We start from the raw sequence: 14,132 nt of genomic DNA on the forward strand, positions 1-14,132 counted from the left end.
TTGCGCGCGACGACGGAAGTCGCCGCGCGCGATCATTTCTGTGCTGCCCCGGAAAGTCCCGGAGAGTGACTCGTCATCGATCGCTTCGGGCAAGCATAGCGCGCACCTAGAATCAGTCGACAAATTGTTGCCAAGTATCTTTTACAGCAGGTCTTTTATCAACAACTCAGCCAGTTGCACGGCATTGAGCGCCGCGCCTTTGCGTACGTTATCTGACGTCAGCCAAAGATTTAGTTCCGCCGGGTCGTCGACGCCGCTGCGCACGCGCCCGACATAGACCACGTCCTGCCCCACTGCATCGCCGACAGCGGTCGGATAATCGCCGGCATCAACCAGCTCGATGCCCGGCGCAGCTTCGAGCGCTGCGTTGACCTTTTCCAGGTCAACAGCACTTGCTGACTGCAAGGTCACGCTAAAGCTATCGCCAAAAAACACCGGGGCTTGAACGCAAGTGGCAGAAATCTTCAATAAAGGTTTCGCCAGTACCTGCCGCAGCTCACGTACCAGGCGTTTTTCCAGCAGCGTATGGCCCTGCGCATCCGGCGTGCCGACCTGGGCCAGCAGGTTGAACGCCATCTGCCGATCAAAGAACGTCGGCTCCAGCGGACGCATGTTCAGCAGTTCGGCGGTCTGCCGCGCGAGTTCGGTGACCGCCTCACGACCTTGCGCAGAAACCGCCAGATTGGCGGTGACGTTGACGTACTGCAGGTCGATCAGATCGAGCAGCGGCGCCAACACCACCGCAAGGGTCGTGGCCGACGGACTTGGGCTGCTGACCTGGAACGGGCTTTTCAGACTGGCGAGGACTTCGGCATTCGCCTCCGGCACCACCTGCGGCGCCTGATCCGCCGGCAAGGCGCCGGACAGGTCGATCAACGAGCAACCGGCGGCATGGGCGCGCGCCGCGTAGCTCAGGGACACCGCAGCGCCGGCGGCGAAGAACACCAGTCTGACCTTGCTGAAATCGAACTCGTCGACCTCACGCACGCGCACGTTCTTGTTGCGGAACAGCACCGAACTGCCAGCCGATTCACTGCTGGCCAACAGGTGCAGGTTGCCGACCGGAAAGTCGCGCTCTTCGAGAATCTGTACGAGGGTTTCGCCGACAGTACCGGTGGCGCCGATAACGGCGATATCGAAAGTCTGGGTCATGGAGCTACCTCTGGCAAAACGGGGGGAGCGGCACTTTACCGGCTGACTGCCATGCAGGCAATTCGGGGGTGCCTGTAACGCCTTCTTCGCGAGCAGGCTCGCTCCCACAGGGAGAATGCATTTCAAAGGTGGGAGCGAGCCTGCTCGCGAAGATGCCAGGCAAGGCACCGCATCTTCAGGCATAAAAAAACCCGCACTTCTTGCAAGGCGCGGGCTCTTTCATCGCCTCAAGCGATCAACGCTCCAGCAGAATCCGCAGCATGCGGCGCAGCGGTTCAGCCGCGCCCCACAGCAGCTGGTCGCCGACGGTGAAGGCACCAACGAATTGCGAACCCATGTTCAGCTTGCGCAGACGGCCGACCGGGACGTTCAGGGTGCCGGTGACCTTGGTCGGGCTCAGCTCCTGCATGCTGATCTCGCGCTGGTTCGGCACCAGTTTGACCCAAGGGTTGTGCTGGCTGATCAGCCCTTCGATGTCGGCGATCGGCACGTCTTTGTTCAGCTTGATGGTCAATGCCTGGCTATGGCAGCGCATGGCACCGATGCGCACGCAGATGCCGTCGACCGGGATCGGGCTCTTGAAGCGACCGAGGATCTTGTTGGTCTCGGCCTGGGCCTTCCATTCTTCGCGGCTCTGGCCGTTCGGCAGTTCCTTGTCGATCCACGGGATCAGGCTGCCGGCCAGCGGTACGCCGAAGTTTTCCGTCGGGTACGCATCACTGCGCATGGCTTCGGCCACGCGACGGTCGATGTCGAGAATCGCGCTGGCCGGGTCGGCCAGTTGATCGGCAACAGCGGCATGGGTCGCGCCCATCTGCTTGATCAGTTCACGCATGTTCTGCGCGCCGGCACCGGAGGCCGCCTGATAGGTCATGGCGCTCATCCACTCGACCAGACCGGCTTCGAACAGACCGCCCAGGCCCATCAGCATCAGGCTGACGGTGCAGTTGCCGCCGATGTAGTTCTTGGTACCCGCGTCCAGCTGCTGGTCAATGACCTTGCGGTTGACCGGGTCAAGAATGATCACCGCGTCATCGTTCATGCGCAGGCTCGACGCCGCGTCGATCCAGTAGCCCTGCCAGCCGGCTTCGCGCAGCTTGGGGAATACTTCGCTGGTGTAGTCGCCGCCCTGGCAGGTCAGGATCACGTCGAGGGTCTTCAGCTCGTCAATGCTGTAAGCGTCCTTGAGCGGAGCAATGTCCTTGCCCACGGACGGGCCTTGGCCACCGACATTGGACGTGGTGAAAAACACCGGCTCGATAAGATCGAAATCCTGCTCTTCCAGCATCCGCTGCATGAGCACGGAACCGACCATCCCGCGCCAACCGATCAGACCTACACGTTTCATCGCAACTACACCTTCTTGAAAAGTGGGCCGCTGCTTTGTATTGAATTTCGCAGCGGGCCCGAGAGATTACAGATTCCGCAGCGCGGCGACTACTGCGTCGCCCATTTCCTGCGTACCGACTTTGGTACAACCGGCGGAATGAATGTCGCCGGTGCGCAAGCCCTGATCGAGCACGACGCTGACGGCTTTTTCGATGGCATCGGCAGCATCGTGCAGATTGAAGCTGTAACGCAGCATCATCGACACCGACAGGATCGTCGCCAGCGGGTTGGCAATGCCCTTACCGGCAATGTCCGGGGCCGAACCGTGGCACGGCTCGTACATGCCCTTGTTGTTGGAATCCAGCGAAGCCGACGGCAGCATGCCGATCGAGCCGGTGAGCATCGACGCTTCGTCGGAGAGGATGTCGCCGAACAGGTTGTCGGTGACGATCACGTCGAACTGCTTCGGCGCACGCACCAGTTGCATGGCGGCGTTGTCGACGTACATGTGGCTCAGTTCGACTTCCGGGTAATCCTTTGCAACCTGCTCTACCACTTCACGCCACAACTGGCTGGACGCCAGGACGTTGGCCTTGTCCACCGAGCAGAGCTTCTTGCCGCGGACCATGGCCATATCGAAACCGACACGGGCGATGCGGCGGATTTCGCTTTCGCTGTACGGCAGCGTGTCGTAGGACTGACGCTCACCGTTGTCCAGCGTACGGGTGCCACGCGGCGCGCCGAAGTAGATGCCGCCGGTCAGCTCACGGACGATGAGAATGTCCAGGCCGGCGACGATTTCCGGCTTCAGGCTCGACGCGTCGGCCAGTTGCGGATACAGGATCGCCGGGCGCAGGTTGCCGAACAGACCCAGTTGCGCACGGATTTTCAGCAGACCGCGCTCGGGGCGGATGTCACGCTCGATGGTGTCCCATTTCGGGCCACCGACCGCGCCCAGCAGCACCGCATCGGCAGCACGGGCGCGATCGAGGGTTTCGTCGGCCAGCGGCACGCCGTGCTTGTCGATGGCCGCGCCACCGATGACGTCGTGGCTCAGCTCGAAGCCCAGGCTGTACTTGTCATTGGCCAGTTCCAGCACCTTGACCGCTTCGGCCATGATTTCCGGACCAATACCGTCACCCGGGAGAATCAGAATCTGCTTGCTCATGCTTTCCTCGTGTCTTCAAGCGGTGCGCCACTGAACGGCGCGCCCGGAAAAATGCTTATCGCTCAGCCATCAGTACGATCACATCGGTACTGAACGAGCCGTCGGCATCAATTTCAAAATATTCACGCACTTCGCTGCCCATCGACTGCTGCAACTGGCGAATCGCCGCGCGCAGCACTTCAGGCGTGCGCATGCGCTCGACCCAGCTGTTGTACTCCAGACGCAGGCGCTGGCGCGAGGTGCTGCGCACATGCAGACCGGCCTCGCTGACCTGGCGCAGCCACTCGGCAGCGGAGTAGTCGCGGACATGACTGGTATCGCGCAGTACTTCAACGCTTTGCAGGTAAGTGTCGAACAAGGGACTGCCCGGTGACAACACATCGACGAACGCCGCCACCCCGCCCGGCTTGAGCACCCGGCGCACCTCGCGCAGGGCCAGACCGAGGTCGCTCCAGTGATGCGCCGAATAGCGGCTGAACACAAAATCGAACTCGCCCTCGGCGAACGGCAAGCGCTCGGCAGCGCCATTGACCGTGACGATATTGCTCAAGCCGCGATCGACGGCAGCGCCGGCAACCACATCAAGCATTTGCTGCGACAGGTCGTAAGCCACAACCTCCTTGACCAGCGGTGCGACATGAAAACTGACATGCCCGGCGCCACAACCCAGATCCAGCACCCGTGCCGCGCCCTGCCCGGCCAGCTCGGCCTGCAGCAGTGCGAATTCACTGCCTTGGGCGTGAACGGCGCTGCTCAGGTAAGCGGCGGCCTGTTCGCCGAATTGTGTCTGGACGACCTCGGAGTGCTGGGTGGTGCTGGTCATGGGGACATCCTGTTCAATTTTGTGTTGCTTTGGAGGGCCCCATCGCGAGCAGGCTCACTCCTACAGGGGAACGCATTTCAAATGTAGGAGTGAGCCTGCTCGCGATAGCGCCATTCGCCATACGCAAATCAGGCGTCGCGAAACAACCACGGCTGGCTAACCCGATGCTTCGCCTCGAACGTCGCAATCGCATCGCCGTCCTGCAGGGTCAGGCCGATATCGTCCAGACCATTGAGCAGGCAGTGCTTGCGAAACGCGTCGATCTCGAAGCTGTAGATTTTGCCATCCGGGCGGGTCACGGTCTGCGCTTGCAGATCGATTTGCAATTGATAACCCGGCTCGGCTTCAACCTGCTTAAACAGTTCATCAACTTCTGCATCGCTGAGGATGATCGGCAGCAGGCCGTTCTTGAAACTGTTGTTGAAGAAGATGTCGGCATAACTGGGCGCGATGATGCTGCGAAAACCATACTCTTCCAGCGCCCAGGGCGCGTGTTCACGACTCGAACCGCAGCCGAAGTTCTCGCGGGCGAGCAGCACGCTGGCCCCCTGATAACGCTCGGCGTTGAGGACGAAATCCTTGTTCAACGGGCGCTTGGAGTTGTCCTGATACGGCTGGCCAACATCCAGATAACGCCACTCGTCGAACAGGTTCGGACCAAAACCGGTGCGCTTGATCGACTTCAAGAACTGCTTGGGAATGATCTGATCGGTATCGACGTTGGCACGATCCAGAGGCGCGACAAGACCAGTGTGCTGAGTAAATGCCTTCATCTTTACTGTGCTCCTTGGATCAATTCACGAACGTCGATGAAACGGCCGTTCACCGCTGCTGCCGCCGCCATGGCCGGGCTGACGAGGTGGGTACGGCCACCGGCGCCCTGACGGCCTTCGAAGTTGCGGTTGGAAGTCGAGGCGCAATGCTCGCCGGATTCCAAACGGTCCGGGTTCATCGCCAGGCACATCGAGCAACCCGGCTCGCGCCATTCGAAACCGGCTTCGAGGAAAATCCGGTCGAGGCCTTCGGCTTCGGCCTGCGCCTTGACCAGACCCGAGCCCGGCACGACGATCGCCTGCTTGATGGTCGAGGCGACCTTGCGGCCCTTGGCGATCACCGCAGCGGCGCGCAAGTCTTCGATGCGCGAGTTGGTGCAGGAACCGATGAACACGCGATCAAGCTGAATGTCGGTGATCGCCTGATTGGCGGTCAAACCCATGTATTTCAGGGCGCGGACGATTGAGTCGCGCTTGACCAGATCCATTTCCTTCGCCGGGTCCGGCACGTTCTGATCAACAGCCAAAACCATTTCCGGGGAAGTGCCCCAGCTGACTTGCGGCTTGATCTGCGCGGCGTCCAGCTCGACCACGGTGTCGAATTTGGCATCGGCGTCCGAGACCAGATCTTTCCAGGCTTCGACGGCCATGTCCCACTGCTCGCCCTTCGGCGCGAATGGACGACCTTTGACGTAATCGATGGTCTTCTGATCCGCCGCCACCAGGCCGACACGGGCGCCGGCTTCGATGGACATGTTACAGATGGTCATGCGGCCTTCGACGGACAGATCACGGATCGCGCTGCCGGCAAATTCGATGGCATGGCCGTTACCGCCGGCGGTGCCGATCTTGCCGATCACGGCGAGGACGATGTCCTTGGCGGTCACGCCGAACGGCAGTTGGCCTTCGACGCGCACCAGCATGTTTTTCATTTTCTTCGCCACCAGGCATTGCGTGGCGAGCACGTGCTCGACCTCGGAAGTGCCGATGCCGTGGGCCAATGCACCGAATGCGCCATGGGTCGAGGTGTGCGAGTCGCCGCAGACCACGGTCATGCCCGGCAAGGTCGCGCCCTGCTCCGGGCTGATGACGTGGACGATGCCCTGGCGCACGTCGTTCATCTTGAACTCGACAATGCCGTATTCATCGCAGTTGTCGTCGAGGGTCTGCACCTGCAAACGCGAGACCTGGTCGGCAATGGCTTCGATGCCGCCCTTGCGCTCCGGGGTGGTCGGTACGTTGTGGTCCGGGGTGGCGATGTTGGCATCGATGCGCCAAGGCTTGCGCCCGGCCAGACGCAGGCCCTCGAAGGCTTGCGGCGAAGTCACTTCGTGAATGATGTGACGATCGATATAGATCAGCGCCGAGCCATCGTCGCGCTGCTTGACCAAATGCGAATCCCAGAGCTTGTCGTAGAGCGTTTTGCCGGCCATCAGACGGTTCCTCATCAGCTTGTTTCTATGCCCTGGGCTTATCAATAACCCTTTGGCTTGTGAGGCCGATCCTATGGGGTTAGATTAAATAACTCAAATTCATATTTTTTATGCTTTGGATAACCAACTGGAATGCGACATGGACTTGGCTAACCTCAATGCATTTATTGCCATCGCCGAGACCGGCAGCTTCTCCGGCGCGGGCGAACGCCTGCACCTGACCCAACCGGCGATCAGCAAGCGCATCGCCGGGCTTGAGCAGCAATTAAAGGTGCGCCTGTTCGATCGCCTGGGACGTGAAGTCGGCCTGACCGAGGCTGGCCGCGCCCTGCTGCCACGGGCCTATCAGATTCTCAATGTGCTCGACGACACCCGCCGCGCCCTGACCAACCTGACCGGGGAAGTCAGCGGTCGCCTGACCCTGGCCACCAGTCACCACATCGGCCTGCACCGCTTGCCTCCTCTATTAAGGGAGTTCACTCGCCGCTACCCACAGGTTGCGCTGGATATTCAGTTCCTGGATTCGGAAGTGGCCTACGAGGAAATTCTCCACGGCCGCGCGGAACTGGCGGTCATCACCCTGGCGCCGGAGCCGCACACCCTGGTCAAAGCCACGCCGGTGTGGGACGACCCGCTGGATTTCGTCGTGGCCCCGGAGCACTCGCTGATCAACAACGGCGCCGTCAGCCTGGCGGACATTGCCGGCCATCCGGCGGTTTTCCCCGGCGGCAATACGTTTACCCATCACATCGTCCAGCGTTTGTTCGAAGCCCAGGGCCTGACGCCGAACATCGCCATGAGCACCAACTACCTGGAAACCATCAAGATGATGGTCTCCATCGGCCTGGCCTGGAGCGTGCTGCCGCGCACCATGCTCGACGAGCAAGTGGCAAGCATCGCATTGCCGGGCATACAGCTCACTCGCCAGCTAGGCTATATCTTGCACACCGAACGGACGCTATCGAATGCAGCAAGAGCCTTCATGGCCCTGCTGGATGCACAAATCGATCGGCCAGGGACTCCGGCCTGACTTGTGCTAATCCTATAGAGCCGCCCCCTGTGCCTAACGCCACTCAGCTCAAGGCCCGCTGACAATGCCGAAATCTGTTGACCGAATTCCGCCGATGCCGCGAATCCAGGCTGTTGATCCGCGCCATTCCGAGCAGAGCTGGGAAAGCGCGCCGCAATTGCTCGCCGCGCTCAACGGCGCGCGGCTCGGTGCCTGGTATTGGGACATCGAGCGTGGGCAGATCAGCTGGTCGCGGGGCACTCAGGCATTGTTCGGGTTTGATCCACGGCAGCCATTACCCGCCGATCTGGAATACCTCGACCTGTTGCCGCCGGAAGACCGCGCGAAAACCGTGCGCGCCTTCCACGCGGTGATCGCCGGCGCCCCGCTGGAACAGGCGATGCATCACCGCATTCGCTGGCCCGACGGCAGTCTGCATTGGCTGGAAATCAGCGGCAGCCTGTTGCCGGACAAGAACGGCCGGCCCCGAATGATCGGGGTGATTCGCGAAATCACCCACCAACGCCAACGCGAGCAGGCCCTGAGCAGCTCCGAGAAACGTTTCGCTACACTTTTCCATCTGTGCCCGAACATGGTTCTGCTGACCCGTCAGGAGGACGGTCTGATCAGTGAGGCCAATCAGTATTTCGAAAGTCTGTTCGGCTGGCCGGTGCAAAGCGCCATCGGCCGCACCACGCTGGAACTGGGCTTGTGGGTGCATCCCGAGCAACGTGCCGAACTGGTGAAAAAAACCAAGGCCAAGGGCGAACTGATCAGCATGGAAGTGCAGTTCCGCGCCAGCAACGGCCAGGTCCACGACGGCATCCTCAGCGCGCAGAAGGTCGAGCTCGAAGGCCAGCCCTATCTGCTCAGCACGTTCCTCGACACCACTGAACGCAAAGCCGCCGAACTGGCCTTGAAGGACAGCCAGGAACGCCTCGACCTGGCGCTGGACTCGGCGCAACTCGGCACCTGGGACTGGCACATCCCCAGCGGCATGCTCTACGGCTCGGCGCGCGCCGCGCAATTGCACGGGCTGGAGCCGATTCCATTCCATGAATCATTCGAGGAGTTTTTCGAAGGGGTACCCGGTGAGGAACGCGACACCATGCGCGACGCCTACCGCAGTCTGCGCGAAGGCCCCGCCGGCAATTATCAACTGACCTATCGCGTGCAATTGCCCGACGGCAGCTCGCGCTATCTGGAAAGCCGCGCCCGCCTCTACCGCGACGACAACGGCGCGCCGCTGCGCATGGCCGGCACGCTGCTGGACATCACCGATCAGGTCGAGCGCGAACAGCGCCTGGTGGCTTCGGAAGAGAAATTCGCCACACTGTTTCAGGTCAGCCCTGATCCGATCTGCGTCACACGCCAGGAAACCGGGGAGTTCATCGAGATCAACTCCAGCTTCAGCCAGACCTTTGGCTGGAGCGCCGCCGACGTCATCGGCCACACTGCCGAAGAAATCGGCCTGTGGGACGCCTCGGCCAAAAGCCTGCAACGCATCGAACGGGTGATTCGCGAACAAGGCCTGAGCAACGTGGCGATTCTGGTTCAGCACAAGGACGGCCAGTCGCTGACCTGCGTGATTTCCAGCCGGCAGATCAGCGTCGGCGATCAGCCGTGCATCGTCACCACCCTGCGTGACATCACCCAACAACAGCGCTCGGAAGCGGCGCTGAAGGCCAGTGAAGAAAAGTTCGCCAAGGCATTTCACTCCAGCCCCGACGCCATCACCATCACCGAGCGCGACACCGGGCGTTATCTGGAGGTCAACGACGGCTTCTGTCGCCTCACCGGCTATCGCGCCGACGAAGTGGTGGGCAAAACCGTTTATCAAGTGGGGATCTGGGCCGAAGAGAAGCAGCGCTCGACCTTACTTGCCGAACTGCAGATCAAGGGTCGCGTGCATCATCAGGAAATGCTCGGGCGCAACAAGCGCGGCGAATTGCTCACGGTAGAGGTTTCGGTCGAACCGATCACCCTTAACGAAACCGCGTGCCTGCTGCTTACGGCGCGCGACGTCAGCCTGCTGAAGAACGCCGAAGCGCAGATCCGTCATTTGGCCTATCACGACCCGCTGACCAACCTGCCCAACCGCGCGCTGCTGATGGATCGCCTGAGTCAGCAGATCGCCCTGCTCAAGCGCCACAATCTGCGTGGCGCCTTGCTGTTTCTCGATCTCGATCATTTCAAGCACATCAACGATTCCCTCGGCCACCCGGTCGGCGACACCGTGCTGAAAATCATCACCGCACGGCTCGAAGCCAGCGTGCGCATGGAAGACACCGTGGCGCGCCTCGGTGGCGACGAATTCGTGGTGTTGCTCAGCGGCCTCGAAGGTTCGCGCAGTGAAGTCAGCGAGCAAGTGCGCGCGCTGGCCGACACCATTCGCGAACTGCTCTCGGAGCCGATGTTCCTCGACGGCCAACGCCTGCAAGTGACGCCGAGCATCGGCGTGGCATTGATTCCCGATCACGGCTCGACCCCGACCGACCTGCTCAAACGCGCCGACATTGCCCTGTACCGAGCCAAGGATTCCGGGCGTAACACCACGCAGATGTACCACAACACCATGCAGAAAGCGGCCAGCGAACGCCTGCGCATGGAGACCGACCTGCGTCTGGCGCTGTCCCGCGGCGAGTTCAACGTGCACTTCCAGCCGCAAGTCGATGCCCGCGACAACCGCATCATCGGCGCCGAAGCCCTGGTGCGCTGGAACCATCCCGAACTCGGCGCGCAATCGCCCACCGAGTTCATCAAGGTGCTGGAAGACAGCGGCCTGATCCTTGAAGTCGGCACCTGGATTCTCGATGAAGCCTGCAACGCCTTCAAACAACTGATCGCGCTGAAACTCGTCGACCCGTTCAACTTCAGCCTGTGCGTGAACATCAGCCCGCGGCAGTTCCGCCAGAACGATTTCGTCGAACGCATCGAACACAGCATGACCAGCCACGGCCTGCCGTGTTCGCTGCTGAAACTGGAAATCACCGAAGGCATCGTCATCCAGAATCTGGACGACACCATCAGCAAAATGCGCCGCTTGAAAAAACTTGGCGTGAGCTTCGCCATGGACGATTTCGGCACCGGTTATTCATCGCTGACGTACCTGAAACGCCTGCCGGTCGACACGCTGAAAATCGATCAGTCGTTCATCCGCGATGCGACCACCGACTCCAATGTCGCGGAGATCATTCGCGCAATTGTCGCGATGGCCCGCAGCCTCGAGCTGGAAGTCATTGCCGAAGGCGTGGAGACGTCGGCCCAACTGGCGTTTTTGCAGGGGCTGGACTGCCATTTGTATCAGGGCTATCTGCACAGCCGGCCGGTGGGGTTGGAGGATCTGAAAAAACTGCTCGAATAGCGGACACAAAAAAGGGCGCCATCACTAGCGCCCTTTTTGTTGCCCGACGTTATTGCAGGACAGGCTGTTGCGCTCCATTGATCGGGATGCGCTTGGCTTTCGCTTCTTCCGGGATCACACGGAGCAGGTCGATGCTCAACAGGCCGTTGCGCAGGGCAGCGTCCTTGATCTCGATGTGATCGGCCAGACGGAACGACAGCTTGAAGGCCCGCTGAGCGATGCCCTGGTGCAAGAACGTGACGTTCTCGTCGGTGTCGCGCTTGCCGCCACTGATAGTCAGCACACCCTTCTCGACTTGCAGGTCCAGGTCTTCTTCCTGGAAACCGGCGGCCGCAACGACGATGCGGTATTGGTCATCACCGTGTTTTTCGACGTTGTAGGGTGGGTAGCTGCTGCCTGGCTCGTTACGCAGCGCGGTTTCGAACAGGTCGTTGAAACGGTCGAAACCTACCGAGGAACGGAACAGTGGCGCGAGGGAAAATGCAGTACTCATGATTCAAATCTCCTGAAAACAATCAGCAAGGTTTTGTGTCTCCGCGACCCGAATTCGGCATCGCGTACCCCTTAGATAGGGACCGCTGTTTTGATTTCAAGAGATTATTTTCAGATTTTTTACGCGGCCTCGACGAGCGGCAATCCGAGCAAATGCGAGACGTGATCAGGCTCGGTTTCGCGGCGCAGAACGGTGAAAAGCTCGGCGGCTTCCGGGTAGTTGCGCGTCAGCATGGCCAGCCATTGCTTGAGGCGACCGGGCGATTGGCGCGCGGTCATCTGCGCTTTGGCCTGCAGCCAGAAGTCCTGAATCAGCGGCATCAGCTCGGCCCAGGTCATCTCGACGACTTCTTCGCCGGCGCGGGCGGCAGCGATCTGCCGGGCCAGATCCGGGCGGGAGACCAGACCACGACCGAGCATGATGTCTTCGACGCCACTGATTTCGCGGCAACGGCGCCAGTCTTCGACGCTCCAGATATCACCGTTGGCGAACACCGGCACTTTGACCACGTCTTGTACGCGCGGGATCCACTCCCAATGTGCCGGCGGTTTGTAGCCGTCCATTTTCGTCCGCGCATGTACGACGATGTGCTCCGCCCCGCCTTCGGCCAGCGCCGTGGCGCAGACCAGCGAACCGTCAGGACTGTCGAAACCCAGGCGCATTTTTGCCGTGACCGGGATGTGCGCCGGTACGGCACGACGCACGTGCTCGACGATCTGATTGAGCAGCTCCGGCTCTTTCAGCAGCACGGCACCGCCGCGGGATTTGTTGACGGTCTTGGCCGGGCAGCCGAAGTTGAGGTCGATCACTTCAGAACCGAGTTCGCAGGCCAGCGCGGCGTTTTCCGCCAGGCACACCGGATCGGAACCAAGCAACTGCACGCGCAGCGGCACGCCAGACGCGGTGCGGGCGCCGTTGAGCAGCTCGGGGCCGAACTTGTGGAAGTACGCCGGGGTGAGCAACTGGTCGTTGACCCGAATGAATTCGGTCACGCACCAATCGATGCCGCCAACGCGGGTCAGCACGTCGCGCAGGATGTCGTCGACCAACCCCTCCATGGGCGCCAGAGCAATTTGCATGGGGAAACACTACTTGAGGAAAAAACGTGCGGCAGTTTACTGGATTACGCGCAAAACCGCAGATCCCTTGTAGGAGTGAGCCTGCTCGCGATAGCGGTGTGCCAGGCGATGCATACGTGGCGGATACACCGCCATCGCGAGCAGGCTCACTCCTACAGGTTAGATTTGAGCAGATTCCGGGATATGGATCGCCGGGCCGTAACCTTCGATGAACTCGGCCGGCATCCGCTTGGGCTTGCCGGTCGACAGCTCGATGCAGACGAACGTGGTCTGCGCGCGCAACAGGGTGGCGTTGTCGCTGGGGCGTTTGAGCTGGAAATGCCGGGTCATTTTCAGGCGCTGATCCCAATCGACGATCCAGGTCGCCAGTTGCAGTTCATCACCCTCATAGGCCGCGGCCAGGTAATCGATTTCGTGGCGGACGACAGCCATCGCCCGATCCAGTCGCCGGTATTCGACCAGGTCCAGGCCGAGGCGCTGCGAGTGGCGCCAGGCGCAGCGTTCAAGCCAGGTCACGTACACGGCGTTATTGGCGTGCCCGAGCCCGTCAATGTCCTCGGCGCCTACTTGCAGATCAATGGTAAACGGCGTTGCCCGATCCCAGCCCATGCCCCACTCCCGGTCAAAGTTTTCAACCGGGGCAGTGTAACGGAGCTCAGGCCGATTGGCGCGCCTGAAGGCTGCGACCGGCGAGCAGTGATAACACGCCATCAATCACTCGAGGGTCGGCCAGCACCCGTTGATGACCACCACTCTCCAGGCGCAGCAGACGGCTGTCGAACCAGGCCTCGTGAATCAGTTGCGATTCCTTGACCGAGACGAAGTTATCGTCCTCGGCGTGCACGATCAGGCCGGGCATATCCAGTTGATAGTGGGCAACGTCAAGCGTTGCGGCGCGCATGCCGACGTCCTGCTCGACCTGACGAATGAACGCCGAGCGCGCACGCGGCGGCATGCCGACCATGCGCGCGAATCCGCGCAGTACGCCGAGAATGCGCGACGGTGCGGCGATGCTGACCAGGGTTTCGGTGCGCAACCCCAATTGCACAGCGAGCATCGCGCTGGCGCCACCCATGGAGTGACCGATCACCGCTTGCAGCGGCGGCAACTCGGCAGCGGCTTCAAGCATGGCGCGGGCGAACAGCACCACGTTGGCTTCGCGCCCGGGCGAACGACCATGGGCCGGGCCGTCGAGTGCGACGACGGTATAACCGGCGTCGACCAGCGCTTTGATCAGCGAAGCGAACTGCGTGGGCCGCCCTTCCCAACCATGCATGAGCAACACCGTAGGGCCTTGCCCCCAACGCAGCGCCGACAGGCCGAAGCGCAAAGTGATGCGCTCGGAACTCGCCAGCAGCGGCAGCTCCCAGTCCCGCAGCGGAAGCGCGCGGGGCGTCATGAACGCCAGGCGCATTTTGCTCGCCACCAGTTTCGGTGCAAACCAGCCCAAGGTACCGTTAACGCCACGAACCCACTTCAACGCGTTCATCGCACTCTCCTCAGGCTTGT

General features: G+C 61.2%; 12 protein-coding genes. 2 read left to right on the forward strand and 10 right to left on the reverse strand.

Annotation, left to right across the window (positions count from 1 at the left end):
• Positions 1 to 141 precede the first annotated feature (141 nt).
• The 6 genes from BLU71_RS11995 to leuC all read right to left on the reverse strand — a co-directional run bounded on the left by BLU71_RS11995 (position 142) and on the right by leuC (position 6,678).
• Complete coding sequence (locus tag BLU71_RS11995) at positions 142 to 1,152, reverse strand: aspartate-semialdehyde dehydrogenase (protein ID WP_083353167.1); 1,011 nt, start codon at positions 1,150 to 1,152, stop codon at positions 142 to 144.
• A gap of 235 nt (positions 1,153 to 1,387) precedes the next feature.
• Positions 1,388 to 2,500: an aspartate-semialdehyde dehydrogenase gene (gene asd, locus BLU71_RS12000; RefSeq protein ID WP_064363920.1), complete on the reverse strand. Its 1,113-nt coding sequence runs from the start codon at positions 2,498 to 2,500 to the stop codon at positions 1,388 to 1,390.
• A gap of 66 nt (positions 2,501 to 2,566) precedes the next feature.
• Positions 2,567 to 3,649 (reverse strand): 3-isopropylmalate dehydrogenase, encoded by a 1,083-nt coding sequence (gene leuB / locus BLU71_RS12005; protein ID WP_042609427.1) that lies wholly within the window; start codon positions 3,647 to 3,649, stop codon positions 2,567 to 2,569.
• A gap of 55 nt (positions 3,650 to 3,704) precedes the next feature.
• The gene (locus BLU71_RS12010) at positions 3,705 to 4,472 is read right to left on the reverse strand and encodes a class I SAM-dependent methyltransferase (RefSeq protein WP_083353168.1); all 768 of its coding nucleotides are present in this window, start codon (positions 4,470 to 4,472) and stop codon (positions 3,705 to 3,707) included.
• A 128-nt stretch (positions 4,473 to 4,600) separates the two neighbouring features.
• Positions 4,601 to 5,245: a 3-isopropylmalate dehydratase small subunit gene (gene leuD, locus BLU71_RS12015; protein ID WP_064363918.1), complete on the reverse strand. Its 645-nt coding sequence runs from the start codon at positions 5,243 to 5,245 to the stop codon at positions 4,601 to 4,603.
• Between the two features lie 2 nt (positions 5,246 to 5,247).
• Positions 5,248 to 6,678, reverse strand: a complete 1,431-nt coding sequence (leuC, locus tag BLU71_RS12020) for a 3-isopropylmalate dehydratase large subunit (protein WP_042609425.1) — start codon at positions 6,676 to 6,678, stop codon at positions 5,248 to 5,250.
• Between the two features lie 139 nt (positions 6,679 to 6,817).
• Here leuC and BLU71_RS12025 point away from each other — a divergent pair, with 139 nt between their 5' ends.
• Both BLU71_RS12025 and BLU71_RS12030 read left to right on the forward strand, forming a co-directional pair.
• On the forward strand, positions 6,818 to 7,708 hold the full coding sequence (locus BLU71_RS12025) for a LysR family transcriptional regulator (RefSeq protein WP_042609424.1): 891 nt from the start codon (positions 6,818 to 6,820) through the stop codon (positions 7,706 to 7,708).
• Between the two features lie 64 nt (positions 7,709 to 7,772).
• The gene (locus BLU71_RS12030) at positions 7,773 to 11,051 is read left to right on the forward strand and encodes a PAS domain S-box protein (RefSeq protein ID WP_064363916.1); all 3,279 of its coding nucleotides are present in this window, start codon (positions 7,773 to 7,775) and stop codon (positions 11,049 to 11,051) included.
• A 49-nt stretch (positions 11,052 to 11,100) separates the two neighbouring features.
• Here BLU71_RS12030 and BLU71_RS12035 read toward each other — a convergent pair whose 3' ends face one another.
• The 4 genes from BLU71_RS12035 to BLU71_RS12050 form a co-directional block, all read right to left on the reverse strand.
• A complete protein-coding gene (locus BLU71_RS12035; RefSeq protein WP_042609422.1) occupies positions 11,101 to 11,544 on the reverse strand; it encodes an Hsp20 family protein in 444 nt (147 codons plus the stop codon).
• A 119-nt stretch (positions 11,545 to 11,663) separates the two neighbouring features.
• Positions 11,664 to 12,623, reverse strand: coding sequence for a tRNA dihydrouridine synthase (locus tag BLU71_RS12040; protein WP_064363915.1), 960 nt, complete (start codon positions 12,621 to 12,623; stop codon positions 11,664 to 11,666).
• A 159-nt stretch (positions 12,624 to 12,782) separates the two neighbouring features.
• Complete coding sequence (locus BLU71_RS12045; protein WP_042609420.1) at positions 12,783 to 13,232, reverse strand: acyl-CoA thioesterase; 450 nt, start codon at positions 13,230 to 13,232, stop codon at positions 12,783 to 12,785.
• Between the two features lie 46 nt (positions 13,233 to 13,278).
• Positions 13,279 to 14,112: an alpha/beta fold hydrolase gene (locus BLU71_RS12050; protein WP_064363914.1), complete on the reverse strand. Its 834-nt coding sequence runs from the start codon at positions 14,110 to 14,112 to the stop codon at positions 13,279 to 13,281.
• Positions 14,113 to 14,132 lie beyond the last annotated feature (20 nt).

It is taken from the genome of Pseudomonas moraviensis (assembly GCF_900105805.1).
Lineage (GTDB): Bacteria > Pseudomonadota > Gammaproteobacteria > Pseudomonadales > Pseudomonadaceae > Aquipseudomonas > Aquipseudomonas moraviensis_A.

Bases quoted from the DNA above. Each gene is read 5' to 3' on its own strand.
- BLU71_RS11995 (WP_083353167.1), bottom strand. From the start codon at position 1,152: ATGACCCAGACTTTCGATATCGCCGTTATCGGCGCCACCGGTACTGTC.
- asd (WP_064363920.1), bottom strand. From the start codon at position 2,500: ATGAAACGTGTAGGTCTGATCGGTTGGCGCGGGATGGTCGGTTCCGTG.
- leuB (WP_042609427.1), bottom strand. From the start codon at position 3,649: ATGAGCAAGCAGATTCTGATTCTCCCGGGTGACGGTATTGGTCCGGAA.
- BLU71_RS12010 (WP_083353168.1), bottom strand. From the start codon at position 4,472: ATGACCAGCACCACCCAGCACTCCGAGGTCGTCCAGACACAATTCGGC.
- leuD (WP_064363918.1), bottom strand. From the start codon at position 5,245: ATGAAGGCATTTACTCAGCACACTGGTCTTGTCGCGCCTCTGGATCGT.
- leuC (WP_042609425.1), bottom strand. From the start codon at position 6,678: ATGGCCGGCAAAACGCTCTACGACAAGCTCTGGGATTCGCATTTGGTC.
- BLU71_RS12025 (WP_042609424.1), top strand. From the start codon at position 6,818: ATGGACTTGGCTAACCTCAATGCATTTATTGCCATCGCCGAGACCGGC.
- BLU71_RS12030 (WP_064363916.1), top strand. From the start codon at position 7,773: ATGCCGAAATCTGTTGACCGAATTCCGCCGATGCCGCGAATCCAGGCT.
- BLU71_RS12035 (WP_042609422.1), bottom strand. From the start codon at position 11,544: ATGAGTACTGCATTTTCCCTCGCGCCACTGTTCCGTTCCTCGGTAGGT.
- BLU71_RS12040 (WP_064363915.1), bottom strand. From the start codon at position 12,623: ATGCAAATTGCTCTGGCGCCCATGGAGGGGTTGGTCGACGACATCCTG.
- BLU71_RS12045 (WP_042609420.1), bottom strand. From the start codon at position 13,232: ATGGGCTGGGATCGGGCAACGCCGTTTACCATTGATCTGCAAGTAGGC.
- BLU71_RS12050 (WP_064363914.1), bottom strand. From the start codon at position 14,112: ATGAACGCGTTGAAGTGGGTTCGTGGCGTTAACGGTACCTTGGGCTGG.